This window comes from Pyrinomonas methylaliphatogenes (assembly GCF_000820845.2).
GTDB lineage: Bacteria > Acidobacteriota > Blastocatellia > Pyrinomonadales > Pyrinomonadaceae > Pyrinomonas > Pyrinomonas methylaliphatogenes.
The window spans coordinates 925,895-940,169 of the sequence record NZ_CBXV010000008.1 but is presented as its reverse complement, the minus strand read 5'-3'; the positions used below and the strand labels follow the sequence as shown (position 1 = coordinate 940,169).

Sequence of the window (14,275 nt, the reverse complement as noted above, 5' to 3'; positions counted from 1 at the left end):
TATTTATCGGCGCGCGTCGCACGTATTTTTCAGCCTGAGACGCGCCGCGAACCACAGGAAAGAGACCCGTTGGGATTCACTGTCGCTCGGCCAGTTTGGCCATGTAGGAGTTGTAGGCGAGCGTCAGCGCGATGGAGAAGAGCACCGCTCCCAAACCGAGCAGCACGTTGATGTAGCGCGGAGCGGTCAGCGCCAGTCTCATCATGACGGTTGCCGCCGCGAACCCGGAGTTGCGAAAGACAACCGGATAGCGCGTACTGTAGCACAAGGCGATGAGCACCAACAGCACATCGCTGAAGATGAGCACCGTGTAGAAGATCTCGAAGAAGCGTTGCGCGCCGCGATCAGGAGCGCTCAACCAGATGAGCAGCATCTCTCGCGCTCCGAGCAAAATGAAAGCGCCCAACAGGAGCAGCGCCACCGCTTTTTTCGCCGCGACGAACCCCGCTTGATCCGCTTCGTCCGAGGTGATCCGGCGATGTCGTTGCAACCGGTAGTAGAAGCTCGTCGCCGCGAAGATGAGCAGCGCGCCGGCCATGTCGGCGATGACGACCGGCACGGCGGGCGCAGCGGTCTTCCAATCGACGGGCTCGCCGAAATGTGACACCTCGAAGAAAGCTTTGCGCAAAAGCACCAACGAGAGAAGCTCGAACTGCTTGCCTATCGAATCGGCCACTGAACGGGCCAAAGCGAAGACGAGTGACAACACTTCGAAGATCAACAGCAAAGTGAAGGCCAGTGCCACTGCTCCGAAATGATTGGTGGAGATGCGCCCTCGCAGTTCTTCAGGCAGCAGTCCTTGTCTGTTGCTTTCGATCAAGACGAGAGAGAACGCGAAGATGAAGACGAGAAAGACGGCGAAGCTTCGTTGCGTGCGCGCATCCTCGAACGAACTTTCAATCCCATCGTAGAGCGACGCCGTGGCGCGCAGGCCCTTTGACAGTGGGCCGATGAATTTGGATCGCACGACGGCTTCGGACTCTTCCATCCCGCCCGATTTTAAACTCCGCCGCCCTCGCCCTCAAGCCAGTTTCCGAGGGGAACTTTCACGGAAAAGGGCGCGCCGACGATCAACGATGCTTTCTCATCGTCTTAGGGATCAAGGGAAGTGAGATCCGTTTCGATGAGGACAGTTTGAACCGCACGCAGATGCTCCGGTGCTAGATTGCGAAGAGACATCCCACCTTGTGGTTGGCCCGGGCGATCTTCCGCCCACACTTGCCGGTCAGTCTTCCATCGGGATGATGCCGCGCCGCAGCGCGTAGCGGATCAAGTCGGCTTGCGTGTGCAACCCCAACTTGTGCATGAGGTGCGCGCGGTGCGTTTCAGCCGTGCGCTGGCTGATGCCTAAACGCGCGGCTATTTCGGCGTTGGTGTAACCTTCCGCCGCCAAGTGGAGCACTTCGCGTTCGCGCGCGGTCAACGTCTCGTACCGATCGACGGCCGTGGCGGCAGCCTTCTCGCGATAAGCTTCGATTGCGCGATCGGAGAGCGGCGGGCTCAAGTAGCGCCGCCCAGCGGCCGCTTCGCGGATGGCCTTCACCAGATCGGTCGCGCTCGAATCCTTGAGCACGTACCCGGCGGCGCCGTTTCTCAATGCTTCGAGCACGTAAGCTTCATCGGCATACATCGAAAGGATCACCGTGCGCGTGTGCGGCGACAATCTGCTCGCGCGGCGCACGACCTCGAGCCCGTTGAGCCCCGGCATCATCAGATCGAGCACGAGCACGTTGGGCTTCAACCGCTCGAGGGTTTGAAGCGTTTCCAACCCATCGCCCGTTTCCGCGACGACTTCGAAGTCCGGTTCGGCTTCGAGCAACGCGCGGACCCCTTGACGGACGATGTGATGATCATCTGCCAGTACGATCGTGACCATCGCCGACGAACCTTCTCAAACTGCCGAACGCTTTCGATTCAATTTAGCTGGCGACCTCGTTCCTTCCGGTCTTCAAAATCGCCGTCAACCGAGCGCCGCCGCCGGGCCGTGATTCGACCGTCAGTTTTCCGCCGAGCAACACGGCGCGTTCGCGCATGCCGGCCAGCCCGCTCGTCTCGTTCGTCGCAAAGACGACTTCAGGATCGAAACCTACGCCGCGATCTTCGACGTTGATCAAGATCGTCTGATCGTCGGCCAAAACTTGCACCACAGCTTCATCCACTTGCGCATGGCGCGCGATGTTGGTCAAAGCCTCTTGAACGATGCGGTAGGCCGCCGTTTCGACCTCTGGCGGGAGACGGCGACCCTCGAGCCCGTGATGCTTGAACTCGACGCGCACGCGCGTCTGCGCCGTGTAGTGTTCGATCTGCCAGATCAGGGCGGGAAGAAGTCCTAGGTCGTCGAGCACGCCCGGACGCAGATCCAAAGAGATTTTGCGCGTCGTCGCCATCAGTCCGTTGACCATCTCCAGCGCTTGACCGAATACTTCTTGAGGTTTTTCGCGCGGCAGTCGCGCTCCCATCTCCAAAGTCAGCTTCAGGCCGGTCAGCGTCTGCCCTATTTCGTCGTGAAGCTCGCGCGCGATGCGCCGGCGCTCGACCTCCTGCACTTCCATTAACCGGCGAGAGAGCGTTTTCAAGCGCGAGGCGTACTCGCGCAGTTCGCGTTCGGACTGTTTGCGCGTTGTGATGTCGCGAATGACGGCGATCACCAAGCGCCCTTCTTTCGTCTCCGTCGGACTCAAGCGGACATCGACGGGGAACAACCCCCCATCTTTGCGCTGACCGCATGACTCAAATTCGCCAAGGTGAAATGCGCGATCGCACCAACTGGTCCAGTCTACTTCCGGGAGCAGCACTTCGATCGATTGATTCTGCATCTCATCGCGCCCATACTGAAAAATCTTCTCAGCTTGCGCGTTCAGTTGGAGGATGTACCCTCGTTGATCTATGACGATGATCGCATCGGGAGCGCAATCGAACAACGCGCGCAAGGTCCCTTCGCTTTTGCGCAGCGCGTCTTCGGTGCGGCGACGTTCGCCGATTTCGCGCAGCAGCGCCTCGTTCGCTTTGACCAGTTCAACGGTGCGCTGCTCGACGTGGATTTCGAGTTCGTCGCGCGCGCGGCGAAGTTCTTCCTCGATGCGCTTGCGCTCGGCGATCTCCGAACGCAACTGCGCGTTGACGCGCGCAAGCTCTGCCGTGCGCTCTTCGACTCGCGCTTCAAGTTCGTCCGCTGCGCGGCGCAAAGCTTCTTCGGCCCGTTTCAGTTCCGTAATGTCGAACGCCGCTCCGTGAATGAACCACGGACGCCCATCTGTGCGGCGCACCATCTTGACCTCGCAATGGAACCAGACGACGCGCCCATCGCGCGCGATCACGCGGTAATCGGCGCGCAGCGGCTCTCCCGTGAGCAGCATCTGCGCCGCGTCCATGCTCCAGCGGGCTTTGTCATCCGAGTGGATCTGCTGATACCAACGCACTGGATCGTTCAACCATTCTTCTTGCGTGAAGCCGAGCAGTTGTTCGATCTGCGGGCTGACGTAAGCTTCACTGATCCCACCTTCGAGCGATGCGGTGAAGAGGATGGCCGGGATCTGCTCGACGAGCGTGCGGTAGAGCGTCGTCGTATCAGGCATCTCTGCCGCGCACTGAATATCGTTCGCCGAATCCGAACAGAACGGGAAGAAGGTGGCCGCGAGCATGACGAGGAGCTTTTCGGCCTCCGATGCGCTCGCCAACCCGAGCGCATCCTCCGCCTTCTGCCCCCACGATTGATCCACTTCCATGCGGTTCATTTCCGTCGGTCAGCGATTTCTCGAATCCGATCCAGCCGCTTGAACTGGCTTTTTCTGTCGCCAGCTAGGTTCCTTGTTGAGCGAAGCCTGCGTGAAACGCCGCAGCGCGTGCACGGCCCGGCCATACGTCGCTACCGCGTGCGACGAAAGCAACGAACCGGGCGGTTGATTCATGAACGGCATGAACTTGTCAGGAAAGCTCGGCATCGTGCAGCCGATGCAGATGCCGCCGACGTTGGCGCAACCGCCAACGCCGCCCAGCCAACTTCGCCGGCCGACATTGCACTGGACCACCGGCCCCCAGCAACCCAGTTTGACGATGCATTTAGGCGAGCCGTACTCTTCGCCGAACTCCGCCTGTTCGTAGTATCCGCCGCGATTGCATCCTTCGTGCGCCGTTTGCTCGAAGAGCCACGTCGGGCGCAGTTGATCGTCGAGCGGGATCATCGGCGCCAGCCCCGCCGCTTGGCGCAACAGATAAAGGAGCGTCTCGGTCAGGTTATCGGGCAAGGTCGGGCATCCGGGCACGTTGACGATCGGGATGCCGGCGCGCGAGCGCCAATCCCACCCGAGATAATCAGCTAATCCCATGCAGCCCGTTGGATTGCCTTCCATCGCATGGATGCCGCCGTAGGCGGCGCACGTGCCGACCGCGACCACGGCCCATGCTTTTGGTGCCAGCCGGTCGATCCATTCGCACGTGGTGATCGGTTGCCCGGTTTGCTGGTCCACGCCGAAAGCGGCCCAGTAACCTTCCGGCTTGTTCGTCTCGTCCGGGATGGAGCCTTCGATGACGAGGATGAACCGGTCTATTTCGCCGCGCGCGGCGCGATGGAAAGGCGCGAGGAACTCTTCGCCCACTTCGTAGGCGAGAAGCGGGTTGTGCAGGACGAGGCGCGGGATGCCTGGCAGCCCGCCCAGAATCAACTCTTCGAGGCTCGGCTGCGTCGCGCCGGTCAGCGCGATGGTCTCGCCATCGCACCCAAGCCCGGCGGTGATCCAAAGCACGACGATCTCATCAGCGCTTTCGGCCATTGTGCGGTTTTTAGCTGATCGTTAGTCCGCCACCTCAGAGGAGTGTGACGATCGCGCATCTTAACTTCTTCGCCACCGATTCGATCGGGGCGTTCTATGCGAAACTCTGAAGACGTGATGCAGGGTCTCTTACTTCTTCGCCACCGATTCGATCTCCTCTTCCTTCGTCCCTTCCGGCGTGATGATGCGCAGCTTCGGCGCTTCTTGCAGAACGCGCGTTCCCGGCGGCACAGAATGGGTCAACCAGACATTGCCGCCGATGACGCTGCCGCGTCCGATCACCGTGTCGCCGCCCAAGATCGTCGCTCCCGCGTAGATCACCACATCGTCTTCGATGGTCGGATGGCGTTTCGTGTTGCGGATCAATTGTCCGTTGGCGTCTTTATCGAAGGAGAAGGCGCCGAGCGTCACGCCTTGATAGAGCTTGACGTTGTTGCCGATGATCGCCGTGCCGCCGATGACCACGCCCGTGCCGTGGTCGATGAAGAAGCGCGAACCGATCCTCGTTCCCGGATGGATGTCTATGCCGGTGCGATGGTGCGCGTGTTCGGTCATGATGCGCGGGATGAGCGGCACGCGCAGCTTGTAGAGTTCGTGCGCCAATCGGTAGACCATTACCGCATAGACGCCCGGATAACTGAAGATGATCTCGTCAAGGCAGGTCGCCGCCGGATCGCCGTCATATGCCGCCTGCACATCGGTCGCGAGCACTTCGCGCACGCGCGGAAGCTGAGCCAAGAATTCTGCGGCGCAATCAGCGGCTTCGCGTTCGGTCACTTCGCAGTGCGCGCCGATCTTCTGCCCGTGATTGATGGCGCGGCTGATCTGTTCGGTCAGCGCTTCGTAGAGCCACATGATGCGCGCTTCGACGTGGCGGCGTAAACTTCCACCGGCTAGCCCTTGCGCGCCAGCGTAGCCCGGGAAGACGAGCTCGTGCATGACATCGATCATGCGGATGATCGCTTCATGCGAAGGGAGCGGTTGTCGGTCCAGGTGATGGATCTTTATCCCGCCGCCCGTATAAGACTCGATCAGCGCATCTGTCGCTTGTTCAATCCTTCTATCCATCTCTTTGCTCCATCGGACGAAGAGCGGTTCTTCAGCTCTCGTTTGCGACCGTCGCCTGATAGCCCAAATCCTGAATCTTCTTGATGAGGGCGCTTTGCTGGATGACCCGTTCGTCGAATTCGACGATTGCGGCCCTATCGTTGAGACTCACTTCGGCACTTCGCACGCCATCGGTCTCTTCCAAAGTCTCTTTGATATCTGCGGCGCACGATTCACAATGCATCCCCTTGATCTTCAGTTCGACGCGCATCGCTTCGGGCTCCTTGTACGACGAACGTTTGGGTCTCTATTATAGCTTCAAGGGCTGGGGAAATCGACTGCGGTCGTTTTCGCGACCGAAGAAGAGATCATATGAGCGATCGTGGGCAGACCATTGCTCAGGCGCTGAGCGAAGCGGCCACAACGCTTCGGCGAGTCGAGATCGCCGAAGCGCGGCGCGAAGCGATGAGCTTATTGACGCACGTATTAGGTTGCGATCGCCTCTTTCTATTCACAAATCGAGATGATGCTTTGACGCCCGAGCAAGGCGAGAGGTTTCGCGCGTTGGTGGCGCGGCGCGCGCGCGGGGAACCGCTCCAATACATCACCGGACATCAGGAGTTTTTCGGCCTCGATTTCCTCGTCACGCCTGAAGTGTTGATCCCACGCCCGGAAACGGAACTGCTCGTGGAAGCGGCCCTTGAAGTCGGACCGCGCGAAGAGGCTTTTGTCTGTGACCTTGGGACGGGGTCAGGATGCATTGCGATCGCGCTACTGAACGAAAGACCGCGCTGGCGCGCCGTCGGCGTGGATCTATCTTCGGCAGCGCTCGAAGTCGCTCGACGAAACGCGCGGAGACACGGAGTAAGCGAGCGGCTGTGTTTCGTGGCGATGGATCTTTTCTCCGCTTTCGCTGCAAGGGCGCAATTCGACCTGATCGTTTCAAATCCCCCTTATGTCGCCGCCGCCGATCTGCCTGCATTGCAGCTTGAGGTGCGCGCCTTCGAACCGCGCATCGCGCTTACTCCCGGCGACGATCCGTTGAGCCTCATCCGCCGTTTGCTCGTCGAAGCGCCTCTCTTCCTGCGCGATGAGGGCTTCCTTCTTTTCGAGATCGGGTTCGGACAAGAACAGGCCGTGAAAGAGGCGATAGATGGAGCCATATGGCGCGTGCTCGAGGTGCGCCGCGATCTGCAGGATATCCCGCGGACATTCATCTTGCGTCGCCGTTGAAGTTGGATGATCGGCGTGGCGACGTGATAGATTCTCCGGCTTAGGAGAGCGCGAATGGACAAATTTTACATTCAGGGCGGAAGAGAGTTGCGCGGTCAGGTGCGTATTAGCGGCGCGAAGAACTCGGCTTTGCCATGCATGGCCGCCGCGCTTTTGACGGCGGAGACGGTGACGCTGCATAACGTGCCATATGTCCGCGACTGCATGACGTTGCGCCGTCTGCTCGAGGATTTGGGGGCGACGGTGCTGACGCCGGAGCTTCATACGCACAAGATCAACGCGGCGCACGTCGAACTCTTCGAAGCGCCTTATGATCTGGTCAAGACGATGCGCGCCTCTGTCCTCGTGCTCGGACCGCTGGTGGCGCGATTCGGGCGGGCGCGCGTCTCGCTTCCCGGCGGATGTGCCATCGGAACGCGACCGATCGATCTTCATCTCGAGGGATTGCGTCAACTCGGTGCGGAAATATCTCTGGAAGCAGGCTACGTCGTTGCGCGCATCCCAAACGGAGAACGACTTCGTGGAACCGAAATAGAATTCAGCAAGGTGACGGTCACGGGGACGGAGAACCTGATGATGGCGGCGACGCTCGCGCGCGGCAAAACCGTATTGCGCAATGCGGCGCGCGAACCCGAAGTGAGCGATCTGGCGGCGCTGCTAAATCGCATGGGCGCGCGCGTGCGCGGCGCCGGAACGAGCGTGATCGAGATCGAAGGGGTCGAGGCTTTGGGCGGTGCCGAGCACAGGATCATCCCGGATCGCATCGAGACGGGGACTTTCCTCGTCGCCGCGGCTATCACGCGCGGCGAACTGGAGTTGAAGGACTGTTGCCCGGAACATCTGACGGCAACCATCGAACAACTGCGCGAAGTCGGAGTCACAATCGAAGAGCTCGATCAAAGCACGCTTCGCGTCGCCGGTCACGAAGGGGCTTTCATCGCGCGTGATGTCGTCACCGAACCGTACCCAGGATTTCCGACCGACATGCAGGCGCAGTACATGGCCCTGATGACGCAAGCCGAAGGTGAAGCGCGCATCACCGAGACGATCTTCGAGAACCGTTTCATGCACGCGGCGGAGATGAGGCGTATGGGAGCGCGCATCGAGATCGAAGGGCGCACGGCGATCGTCCACGGACCGACGCGGTTGATGGGAGCCAACGTTCAAGCTTCAGATCTGCGCGCTTCGGCTTCGCTCGTCCTCGCTGGCCTCGCCGCGGAAGGCGAAACGGTCATCGACCGCGTCTATCACATCGATCGCGGATACGAAAGGATCGAAGATAAGCTGCGCGCCGTCGGCGCGCGCATCGAGCGCATGAGATGAGCCATTGAGCCGATAATCGGTGATCGCTAAAATCTGCACCAGAGGTAAAGCGCATGACGCGAACTGATTGCATCTTCTGCCGCATCATCGCGGGTGAGTTGCCAGCGACCGTCGTTCATCAGGATGAGATATGCGTGGCGTTCCGCGACATCAATCCGCAAGCGCCCGTCCATATCCTCGTCGTGCCGCGCGAGCACTTCGCGTCGCTCGACGAAGCCACACCTGAACGGCGTGAAACGTTAGGCCACCTGTTAGTGACGGCGGCGCGAGTCGCCAACGCTGAAGGATTGACGGAAAAGCGCGGCGGCTATCGCACGGTCATCAATACTGGCCCGGGCGTCGGGCAATCCGTTTTCCACCTTCACTTACACGTGCTCGGTGGCCGCCCGATGAGTTGGCCGCCCGGCTGATCCGTATGGTGCAAAGCGATTAAGTAGCGAGGTTCGCCCATGAAAACGAGGTTGCGAGGAGGCTGGCTAAAGGCGGCGGCGCGATTGCTAGCCATCGCCGCTTTTTGGGCGCCAGCGGTTGCCCAAGCGCCAACTCCGAAAGCGACGCCCGATGTCCATCTTTTACGCCGCCATGTCGAAGCGCTGGCTTCGGCTCGATTCGAGGGGAGGCGGGCGGGGACGCCGGGAGCGGCGCGCGCGGCGCAGTACATCGCCGAAGAGTTCGCCCGTCTAGGATTGCGTCCATGCTGCGCCGTATCAGCCTCTTCGAAGCCGAGCTATCGCGAGTATCTGCAAGTCTTCAATATCACGAGCGAAGGGCGACTGGGCCAGCGCAACGCCATGTCTCTCGTCACGCGGGAGAATGGTGCGGCGAATATCGCCTTGGATCTGCGCTTGAATGAGGATTGGGCCCCTTTGCCGTGGACGAGCAACGCGCGTCTTGAGAATATCCAGATCGTCTTCGTCGGCAGCGGGATCGTCGCCGACGAGTTGAAGCGCGACGATTATGCTGGGGTGGATGTGCGGGGCAAAGCGGTCATGCTCCTTTCGCGCCCGCCGGAAGGTGAGGACCCGCACGCCACGTTAGCCAGCTATTCCGATCCGCGGCGCCGCGTCATCAGCGCGCGTGAACGCGGCGCGCGCGCCGTCATCTTCGTCGCGAGCGCGGAGGATCTGGCCGACGATCCGTTGATGCGAGCCGCTTCTGATCATCCGGCGGGCGATGTTGGCATCGTCGCCGTTCTAATCTCGCAAATGGCGGCGCGGCGGATCCTTCAAGAGGGTCGCATCGATCTGCCGCTCAAATCCCCGCCCACTCAGCGGGATGGCGTAGCCCCTCAAGATCGAACGTCCTCCGCCGAGGCGCGCGATAAGGCGGATCCGGCGGTCCATTTCAATCGAGCGGTTCTGCTGCGCGAGGTCGCCTTAACTATCGAGACTGAGATGCTGCGACGCGGCGCTGAGACGGCCAACGTCATCGGGATCGTCGATGGAACAGATCCCAAACTCAAGTCCGAAGCGATCGTCATCGGAGCGCATTACGATCACTTGGGCTTCGGCGGGCGCGGTAGCCTCGCGCCAGCCCAACGCGCGATCCATTATGGCGCCGATGATAACGCTTCGGGAACGGCAGCGCTGCTGGAGTTGGCTCGCCTCTTCGCGCGAGAGCGACCGCATCGCACGCTCATCTTCGCCGCTTTCGGCGCGGAAGAGCTGGGGTTGCTCGGTTCGAACTATTACGTTCGAAATCCCGTCTTCCCTTTAGCGCAGACGGTGGCCATGCTCAACATGGATATGATCGGACGTTTGCGCAACGAGCGATTGATCGTCGGCGGCATCGGCACCTCTTCGCGATGGCGCGCGATGATCGACGAGATAAATCGTCGTTTGGGCGAGGCGCAAAGAGGAGGCGAACAGGATCAACATAACGCAGCGCGTCAACGCGACGGCAAAGGGCGTTCGCCTGGGCTCTTTAACAGCTTGGTCCTCAACGAGGACGGGTTCGGTCCGAGCGATTACGCTTCGTTCTACGCGCGCCGAATCCCCGTTCTCTTCTTCTGGACCGGAACGCATGAAGATTACCACAAACCTTCTGATACGGCGGAGAAGATCAATTACGAGGGCGAGGCGCGCATCGCGCGTTTCGTCTATGAGATCGCGCGTGAAATAGATCGTCTGCCGCAAAGGCCCGATTACGCCGTCGTCGGCAAAGAGACCATGGCGCGAACGACGGGCTTTCGCGTCTACTTGGGCACGATCCCCAATTATGCGGAGACAAGCGGAGGCGTGCTCATCGACGCCGTGCGCGAGGGATCGCCCGCCGAACGGGCCGGCCTCAAAGCCGGCGATGTCATCATCAGGCTCGCCGGGCGCGAGATAAAGGATATATACGATTACACCTACGCGCTCTCGGAGATGAAAGCGGGCGTCGAGTATGAACTCGAAGTGCTGCGCGCGGGGCAACGCGTGCGTCTGAGGGTGACGCCCGAAGCTCGGCGATAGCGGGGCATCGGACGCGCTCGTTCAGTCGCTCTGTTGAAGCGCGTTGGGCTAATTGGTAGCGATCAGGCTGGCGAGCGTAATGCCGCGCTCGTTCAGTCGCTCTGTTGAAGCGCGTTGGGCAGTGGAGCAGCTTAAGTTCGCCCCCTCTCGACCGTTCTGAGCATATTGCGCTCCGACGCGGAGAATCGTTCTACCCAGAACGTGAGGCTGCGCGCCGAAGGCTGCCATATCGAGGCGCTGAGTCTTTGGCTTCGAACTCTATCGAAAGTCAGGTCCAGAATGCTCCGTAAAGATGAGGGCCGGTCAGCTCCATATGGCAACTTGACCGGCCCTTTCGCACTAGCAGATAACGCGAGGATTACCAGCGCGGTTCGCGTCCGCCGCGACGATGATCGCGTCCGCCGCGCCCGCCGCGATTGAATCCACCACCGCTGCGATTGAAACCGCCGCCTCTATCCGTGCGTGGTTTCGCCTCGTTGACCGTTAAGCTGCGCCCTTCGAAATCGCGTCCATTGAACTGCTCGATGGCGATGGCCGCCTCTTCCGCAGTCGCCATTTCGACGAAGCCGAAGCCGCGTGAACGGCCCGTGTCGCGATCCTCGATCACTGACGCCGATTCGACTGTGCCTGCTTGCGAGAACAGATCGCGCAAGTCTTCGCTCGTGATGCGAAAAGGGAGATTACCGACAAAAAGTTTTGTAGACATCTTCTTTCTTCCTCTATCAGGGGTTAAGGGAAGGGCGGGCAAATCGATCGCGGACTTCGATCAGAGGCCTTCGCGCGACGTAGCGACACGCCCGACTCTCCCGAAACTATCAACCGACCTCACTCTCTTCTCAGCCGAACGCTGTCGCCCGTAAGTCGCGGCTATGCGCATCGCCTCCGATGCGCGAGAGCAGGAACCAAAACGCCAAAGATTATGCCCGTTCCCGCCACAAAGCGCAAGGCGCGCGGGAGCTTTTCGAAAGCCCTCTCCCCAAGCCCCTCAGAGCCGATCGAACGGCATGAAATAAAGAGCTTCTCCTCGAAGTCTATCTCAAGCTATAATTATGAGCGCGTCTTCGACGCGCCGTCGCAAGTGGCACGGCACCGAAAATGGCCATCCGCGAGCGAAAGCTGTGGAGCGCAAAGCCGCTCGACCTAAACGCGCGACGCGCGCGCACGGTCCGGAGCGGTTGCCGAAGTGACCGGCATGCGAGGATCGGCGGCGCTCTCTCCACAGATCCCCCATCCGTAGGCCCGCGAGATGCGTGACACTTCCGCGCGACGGGTGAATCTTCAGGACTAAGGAGCTGCTCTCAAAATGAGAATATCGGTTCTCGGGTTAATCATCGCCGTCTTCGCCATCGGCCCGATCGTCGCACAGGAGAAGATTCAGACCGGAAACGGTGGCAACGCCGTCGGGACGAAGAGTTCTTCTCACAATCGGGAAATGAACTCTTCCGACTCTTCCCAAGAGATCAACGCGAGATCCTCGAATGGTGGCGGTGGCGGAGGATCTTACCAATCATCCCAATCATCGGTTTCAGGGTCGGAGGGCAATTCGAGTCTTCCGGGCAGCGGCGGTGGCGGAGGATTTCAGGCGACAGGCGAAGAGATCCCGAATATGGGGCGCGCGCCTGACCGGCCCAATGGTATCGGGCGCCTTGACCTGCGCGTCTTCGATGAGGACGGGCATCCGATCAGCAAGGCATATGTGAAGCTTGAATCCAACCGGACGGATGGTTTCTTCTGCGAAGCGTGGGGCTATTCGGACGCGCGCGGCGTGGCGGTTCTGCCGCCGCTTCACATGGGGCGACTCAAGATCATCGTGAAGGCGCGGGGTTGCAAGGCGCAGACGCTTGAAATCCCTGCGAGCGCGCTCGCGCAACCTGTGCGCGTGACGCTCAGGTGCGGGAAATAGTTTGAAGTCGCAGCGGCGCTCGCGTATTTGGCCCAGCTCATTCAGCTAGCTTTCGGGGATAGAGCTACACGCTCGCCAGTTCGTCGCTCACGGTCTCTTCCGTGTGCCGTTCGCGGCGCGCCACCCCGGTGCGGTAGGCCGCCTCTTCGGTCGCGCGCGCGACCGATTCAGCCACTCTTCGATCGAAGACCGATGGTACGATGTATTCCGGATTGAGTTCTTCATCGGTGATGATCTCGGCGATGGCTCGTGCGGCGGCCAACTTCATCTCCTCGTTGATCTGTGAAGCGCGACAGTTCAACGCTCCGCGAAAGATGCCGGGGAAGCATAAGACGTTGTTGATCTGGTTCGGATAATCGGACCGGCCCGTGGCCATGACGGCGACATATGCGGCGGCCTCTTCGGGCATGATCTCCGGAATCGGATTGGCCATGGCGAAGACGATCGGTCGCGCGTTCATGCGCTTGATATCTTCGATCGCGATCACGCCCGGAACGGAAAGCCCGAGGAAGACGTCGGCGCCGCGGATCACGTCGTGGATCGTCCCGCGCTCGTTATCCGGATTGGTGTTCTGCGCATACCAATCCTTGATCCAGTTCATGTGTTCGCTCCGACCGCGGTAGATGGCGCCATACTGATCGCACCCGATGATATTCTTCGCCCCAGCTGACAACAAGATCTTCGTGCACGCGACGCCCGCCGCGCCGACGCCATTGACGACGACCTTGATCTCATCCATTCGCTTGTCCACTATCTTGAGCGCATTGATGAGCGCTGCCAGAACGACGACCGCCGTGCCGTGTTGATCGTCGTGAAAGACAGGGATGTCAAGCTCCTCTTTCAAACGCTCCTCGATCTGGAAACAGCGCGGCGCGGAGATGTCTTCGAGGTTGATGCCGCCGAAGACGGGGGCGATCGCTCTGACGGTTCGCACGATCTCATCTGGGTCCTTCGTGTCGAGGCAGATGGGGAAAGCGTCGACGCCGCCGAACTCTTTGAAGAGCATCGCCTTCCCTTCCATGACGGGGAGCGCGGCGGCTGGACCGATATCGCCCAACCCCAGGACCGCCGTGCCATCTGTGACGACGGCCACCGTGTTGCGTTTGATCGTCAACGTGAAGACTTTCTCCGGGCTTCGATGGATCGCTTGACAAACGCGCGCGACTCCGGGCGTATAGGCCATCGAAAGATCGTCGCGCGTCTTGAGCGGCGCCTTGGGGACGACTTCGATCTTGCCCCCGAGGTGGAGCAGGAAAGTGCGGTCCGAAACGTTGATGACCTCAACCCCTTCAACGGCGCGCACGGCTTCGATGATGCGCGCACCGTGTTCGCTTGATGAGGCGTTGACGGTGATGTCGCGCACGATCACGCCACGCCCGACGCTGACGATATCGATCGCGCCGATGTCGCCCCCGGCGCGCCCGATAGCCGTCGTCAAAGCCCCGAGCGCGCCCGTCCGATTGATCAATTTGACTCTCAGGGTCAAGCTGTAGCTCGCGTTAGGTGTCGTCTCCATCTCTGGCCGAATCTCTCCGCCTTCGCTTTCC

General features: G+C 60.5%; 14 protein-coding genes. 6 read left to right on the top strand and 8 right to left on the bottom strand.

The genetic code is table 11. The features are described from left to right. Positions 1 to 76: 76 nt before the first annotated feature. The 6 genes from PYK22_RS15245 to PYK22_RS15220 form a co-directional block, all read right to left on the bottom strand. The gene (locus tag PYK22_RS15245) at positions 77 to 988 is read right to left on the bottom strand and encodes a hypothetical protein (RefSeq protein WP_211197732.1); all 912 of its coding nucleotides are present in this window, start codon (positions 986 to 988) and stop codon (positions 77 to 79) included. Between the two features lie 237 nt (positions 989 to 1,225). Continuing rightward, complete coding sequence (locus PYK22_RS15240; RefSeq protein ID WP_041978566.1) at positions 1,226 to 1,876, bottom strand: response regulator; 651 nt, start codon at positions 1,874 to 1,876, stop codon at positions 1,226 to 1,228. A 43-nt stretch (positions 1,877 to 1,919) separates the two neighbouring features. After that, positions 1,920 to 3,734 (bottom strand): PAS domain-containing sensor histidine kinase, encoded by a 1,815-nt coding sequence (locus PYK22_RS15235; protein WP_041978564.1) that lies wholly within the window; start codon positions 3,732 to 3,734, stop codon positions 1,920 to 1,922. Positions 3,735 to 3,743: 9 nt separating this feature from the next. Continuing rightward, the gene (locus tag PYK22_RS15230; RefSeq protein ID WP_041978562.1) at positions 3,744 to 4,769 is read right to left on the bottom strand and encodes an NADH-quinone oxidoreductase subunit B family protein; all 1,026 of its coding nucleotides are present in this window, start codon (positions 4,767 to 4,769) and stop codon (positions 3,744 to 3,746) included. A 129-nt stretch (positions 4,770 to 4,898) separates the two neighbouring features. Further along, positions 4,899 to 5,837, bottom strand: coding sequence for a serine O-acetyltransferase EpsC (gene epsC, locus PYK22_RS15225; protein WP_041978559.1), 939 nt, complete (start codon positions 5,835 to 5,837; stop codon positions 4,899 to 4,901). 31 nt (positions 5,838 to 5,868) lie between these two features. Then, on the bottom strand, positions 5,869 to 6,087 hold the full coding sequence (locus PYK22_RS15220; RefSeq protein WP_041978557.1) for a heavy-metal-associated domain-containing protein: 219 nt from the start codon (positions 6,085 to 6,087) through the stop codon (positions 5,869 to 5,871). A gap of 101 nt (positions 6,088 to 6,188) precedes the next feature. Between PYK22_RS15220 and prmC the strand changes: the two genes are divergently transcribed. From prmC to PYK22_RS17035, 4 genes are read left to right on the top strand one after another with little or no spacing between them, the layout of a single operon-like run. Beyond that, positions 6,189 to 7,049: a peptide chain release factor N(5)-glutamine methyltransferase gene (prmC, locus tag PYK22_RS15215; protein ID WP_041978556.1), complete on the top strand. Its 861-nt coding sequence runs from the start codon at positions 6,189 to 6,191 to the stop codon at positions 7,047 to 7,049. 54 nt (positions 7,050 to 7,103) lie between these two features. Beyond that, positions 7,104 to 8,372 carry a UDP-N-acetylglucosamine 1-carboxyvinyltransferase gene (gene murA / locus PYK22_RS15210; RefSeq protein ID WP_041978554.1) on the top strand — a complete coding sequence of 423 codons (1,269 nt, stop codon included), beginning with the start codon at positions 7,104 to 7,106 and terminating at the stop codon, positions 8,370 to 8,372. Between the two features lie 53 nt (positions 8,373 to 8,425). Then, positions 8,426 to 8,782 carry a histidine triad nucleotide-binding protein gene (locus tag PYK22_RS15205; protein ID WP_041978553.1) on the top strand — a complete coding sequence of 119 codons (357 nt, stop codon included), beginning with the start codon at positions 8,426 to 8,428 and terminating at the stop codon, positions 8,780 to 8,782. A 39-nt stretch (positions 8,783 to 8,821) separates the two neighbouring features. Next, positions 8,822 to 10,825 (top strand): M28 family peptidase, encoded by a 2,004-nt coding sequence (locus tag PYK22_RS17035; RefSeq protein WP_060635753.1) that lies wholly within the window; start codon positions 8,822 to 8,824, stop codon positions 10,823 to 10,825. 358 nt (positions 10,826 to 11,183) lie between these two features. On the opposite strand, the gene PYK22_RS15190 is transcribed toward PYK22_RS17035, so the two are convergent. Continuing rightward, complete coding sequence (locus tag PYK22_RS15190; protein ID WP_041978551.1) at positions 11,184 to 11,531, bottom strand: RNA recognition motif domain-containing protein; 348 nt, start codon at positions 11,529 to 11,531, stop codon at positions 11,184 to 11,186. Between the two features lie 343 nt (positions 11,532 to 11,874). Here PYK22_RS15190 and PYK22_RS18440 point away from each other — a divergent pair, with 343 nt between their 5' ends. Together PYK22_RS18440 and PYK22_RS15185 are read left to right on the top strand one after the other, a co-directional pair. Further along, the gene (locus tag PYK22_RS18440; RefSeq protein WP_162199843.1) at positions 11,875 to 12,012 is read left to right on the top strand and encodes a hypothetical protein; all 138 of its coding nucleotides are present in this window, start codon (positions 11,875 to 11,877) and stop codon (positions 12,010 to 12,012) included. A gap of 116 nt (positions 12,013 to 12,128) precedes the next feature. Further along, positions 12,129 to 12,728, top strand: a complete 600-nt coding sequence (locus PYK22_RS15185; RefSeq protein WP_041978549.1) for a carboxypeptidase-like regulatory domain-containing protein — start codon at positions 12,129 to 12,131, stop codon at positions 12,726 to 12,728. A gap of 64 nt (positions 12,729 to 12,792) precedes the next feature. Here the strand turns inward: PYK22_RS15185 and PYK22_RS15180 are convergent, their stop codons facing one another. Further along, a complete protein-coding gene (locus PYK22_RS15180; protein ID WP_041979297.1) occupies positions 12,793 to 14,244 on the bottom strand; it encodes a malic enzyme-like NAD(P)-binding protein in 1,452 nt (483 codons plus the stop codon). Between the last annotated feature and the right edge of the window lie 31 nt (positions 14,245 to 14,275).

Excerpts from the sequence above, each read along its gene's own strand:
- PYK22_RS15235 (WP_041978564.1), bottom strand. The coding sequence starts at position 3,734 with ATGAACCGCATGGAAGTGGATCAATCGTGGGGGCAGAAGGCGGAGGAT.
- PYK22_RS15240 (WP_041978566.1), bottom strand. The coding sequence starts at position 1,876 with ATGGTCACGATCGTACTGGCAGATGATCATCACATCGTCCGTCAAGGG.
- PYK22_RS17035 (WP_060635753.1), top strand. The coding sequence starts at position 8,822 with ATGAAAACGAGGTTGCGAGGAGGCTGGCTAAAGGCGGCGGCGCGATTG.
- epsC (WP_041978559.1), bottom strand. The coding sequence starts at position 5,837 with ATGGATAGAAGGATTGAACAAGCGACAGATGCGCTGATCGAGTCTTAT.
- PYK22_RS15245 (WP_211197732.1), bottom strand. The coding sequence starts at position 988 with ATGGAAGAGTCCGAAGCCGTCGTGCGATCCAAATTCATCGGCCCACTG.
- PYK22_RS18440 (WP_162199843.1), top strand. The coding sequence starts at position 11,875 with ATGAGCGCGTCTTCGACGCGCCGTCGCAAGTGGCACGGCACCGAAAAT.
- murA (WP_041978554.1), top strand. The coding sequence starts at position 7,104 with ATGGACAAATTTTACATTCAGGGCGGAAGAGAGTTGCGCGGTCAGGTG.
- PYK22_RS15185 (WP_041978549.1), top strand. The coding sequence starts at position 12,129 with ATGAGAATATCGGTTCTCGGGTTAATCATCGCCGTCTTCGCCATCGGC.
- PYK22_RS15220 (WP_041978557.1), bottom strand. The coding sequence starts at position 6,087 with ATGCGCGTCGAACTGAAGATCAAGGGGATGCATTGTGAATCGTGCGCC.
- PYK22_RS15230 (WP_041978562.1), bottom strand. The coding sequence starts at position 4,769 with ATGGCCGAAAGCGCTGATGAGATCGTCGTGCTTTGGATCACCGCCGGG.
- PYK22_RS15180 (WP_041979297.1), bottom strand. The coding sequence starts at position 14,244 with ATGGAGACGACACCTAACGCGAGCTACAGCTTGACCCTGAGAGTCAAA.
- PYK22_RS15190 (WP_041978551.1), bottom strand. The coding sequence starts at position 11,531 with ATGTCTACAAAACTTTTTGTCGGTAATCTCCCTTTTCGCATCACGAGC.
- prmC (WP_041978556.1), top strand. The coding sequence starts at position 6,189 with ATGAGCGATCGTGGGCAGACCATTGCTCAGGCGCTGAGCGAAGCGGCC.
- PYK22_RS15205 (WP_041978553.1), top strand. The coding sequence starts at position 8,426 with ATGACGCGAACTGATTGCATCTTCTGCCGCATCATCGCGGGTGAGTTG.